This window comes from Mesorhizobium sp. M7A.F.Ca.US.006.01.1.1 (assembly GCF_003997935.1).
Taxonomy (GTDB): Bacteria; Pseudomonadota; Alphaproteobacteria; order Rhizobiales; family Rhizobiaceae; genus Mesorhizobium.
The window spans coordinates 1-2333 of record NZ_RZQL01000444.1; the positions used below are offsets into that span (position 1 = coordinate 1).

At 58.3% G+C, this 2333-nt stretch carries 3 protein-coding genes and 1 pseudogene; all 4 read right to left on the reverse strand.

Going from position 1 to position 2333, the window contains the following annotated elements; all coding sequences use genetic code 11:
- Positions 1–225, reverse strand: a pseudogene (locus EN943_RS36590) (hypothetical protein); the annotation flags it as partial.
- 74 nt (positions 226–299) lie between these two features.
- Positions 300–1037 (reverse strand): hypothetical protein, encoded by a 738-nt coding sequence (locus tag EN943_RS36595; protein ID WP_348630122.1) that lies wholly within the window; start codon positions 1035–1037, stop codon positions 300–302.
- Positions 922–1485, reverse strand: a complete 564-nt coding sequence (locus EN943_RS39045; RefSeq protein WP_348630120.1) for a response regulator — start codon at positions 1483–1485, stop codon at positions 922–924. The genes EN943_RS36595 and EN943_RS39045 overlap by 116 nt, the downstream gene beginning before the upstream one ends.
- The gene (locus tag EN943_RS36600; RefSeq protein WP_348630121.1) at positions 1452–2186 is read right to left on the reverse strand and encodes an ATP-binding protein; all 735 of its coding nucleotides are present in this window, start codon (positions 2184–2186) and stop codon (positions 1452–1454) included. The genes EN943_RS39045 and EN943_RS36600 overlap by 34 nt, the downstream gene beginning before the upstream one ends.
- Positions 2187–2333: the final 147 nt, after the last annotated feature.

Consider the following 2333-nt stretch of genomic DNA (forward strand, 5'->3'; position numbering starts at 1 on the left):
GATCGGGACGATCAGATGCTTTGCCTGCCGCCCTTTTAGCAAGTCACGCTTGTAGAAGTCCTGCTCACCTTGGCCAACCAGAATGCCGCGACGCATCAGCGCCATATCAGGAGCGGCGAGGCCAAAGGTTTCCGCCAAAATCTGGGAAGCGTTGACGGTTACAAGCGCCCAACCGGCATCATGTCCGTACGGGAGGCGAAAATTCGGCGCCGATCCCAGGACCAAGGCGGGACCCGTGAGCCTGGGCAAGCGGAGGATGGGCTTTGAGAGCACGGGCAAGAGATCCGAAAGCGGAGGTTTCATGCGGGGATCTGAACCGCATTTTCCTCAAACGCACGCAGAATGCTTTCTTCTCGGCTCCACAATTCGTCCCATTGTGTGGCGCCCGACCAACCGGCAAACCAGGGACCGCCGAGCGTGTAGTGCGCCAGCGACACCTCGGCGGGGTCGAGTTCGGAAGCCGACGCCCCTACGAGGTAGTTCCATGCCAGAGGCAACTCCCCGATCTCATGATCCTCGAGCCATTTGAAGGCGTGGAGGTCACGTCCGGGCCACGTATTAAGCATTTCGTTCGTCAGTCGTTTGTTGGCGGGATGGTCTAGATTCCACAAAACGACCGACGACCAGTTCTTGCGCCGATAGAACGTCTGCGTTTGTCCGTCCATCTTGACGGCTTCAGACTCGCGTTGCCGGTGCTTAACCGCCATGATCGCGTAGGAAGGATCGACCAGGTCGAGCAGCTTGACGGGATCCTGCAGAAAAAGAACGTCACAATCGCAGAACATGGCCCAGCCGCCTTGCCGCATAAACGGAACGGCAAAGCGCGATATGGCAAACTCGGTCGCCATCGGTGCCTCGGAGATCGGGCACCAGAGCCTACCGTCACGTACCTCCATCGGTCGCTTCATGATTCCTTGGGCTTCAAGGTCTTTGAGCACCAGTGGGTGGATCTGCAACGGCGTGCTTGTCCGGCGGAAGGCGCTCCATCGCGCCACCTCGAGGACTCGGGCTTCGCGTGGGTCGTACCCGATGTAGATTGGCATCATAGTGCAACTCTGCAATTGGAAGTGAGTTTGCCCGCATTATGCAAGGTTGCGCGGCTGGCGGTAGACCCCAGGTAAATGGATCAACCCGCCGCGATGGCGATCGTGCAAGGCCAGAGCGCCACAGTCGGGATATTGTTGCAGTCAGGCCGGAGTCAAGCAACCGTGAGCGACGGTATTTCGTTTGGCTCGACGGAACATTGGCCGGGCCGGCGGCCCAAATAAAGCGAACAGATGTTATCGCGCTCGCTAGCTCCTTTTCCGTGAATGGCTTGCTGAGAATTTTGATGTCGCGAGTCCCCGGGAGTTCGGCGTAGCCCGTTGCTATAATGACGGGTACGTTCGGCCACTGGCCTTTGATCGTATTCGATAGCTGCAGGCCCGTCATCTTCGGCATAGCATGATCCGTTATGACGAGGTCGAACGGCTGCTCCTCCAGCAACCTGAGGGCTGCCGCCGCAGAATGCGCCTCCGCGACAGTATAGCCGAGTCCTCGAGCATTGCCGCGGTATTCAAAAGGACCAGCGCATCGTCATCCACTGCCAGAATCCGCAGCGACGCCGTCTCAATGGCTTCCTCGGCAAGAACATCCGGCCCGCGCGCGAATTCCGAGCTCGCGGTTGCGATCGGCAGCCATAGTTCCGCTGTGGTTCCGGTTCCCCTGGAGCTCTTGAGCACTAGGCACCCGCCCATTTGCTCTGTCATCCCATGGACCATAGACAGACCGAGACCCGTACCTTTGCCAACGCCTTTTGTGGTGAAGAACGGTTCCGTCGCCCGAGCCAGCGTTTCTTCGTCCATTCCTTCGCCACTGTCGGCTACCGAGAGGCAGACATAATGGCCGGGAGCCAAGCCAGCACCATTGCTTTCGCCGACCTGTTCCATCCGGGCGGAAATGATGATCGTCCCACCATCAGGCATGGCGTCACTGGCGTTGACACACAAGTTGAGCAAGGCAAGTTCGATCTGACTTTCATCGATCATTACATGATCGAGCGAGAGCGGAAATTTTGTCTCTATGATCGCCCTTGAGCCCAGCGATCGTTCCAAGAGATCCTTCATTCCGTCTATGAGCCCTATCAAATCGACAGGCTTTGGATCGAGTTGCTGCCGCCAGGCAAAAGCCAGCATGCGCTGCGTCAAGGATGCTCCCCGTCGCGCCCCCGAGCACCGCGTTGTCGAGAAGACGCAGCAATTGTGGATCGTCGGGAAGTCGTTTGCGGAGCAGCTCGAGACTTCCCAGAATCGCCATCAGCAAATTGTTGAAATCGTGGGCGACGCCGCCCGTCA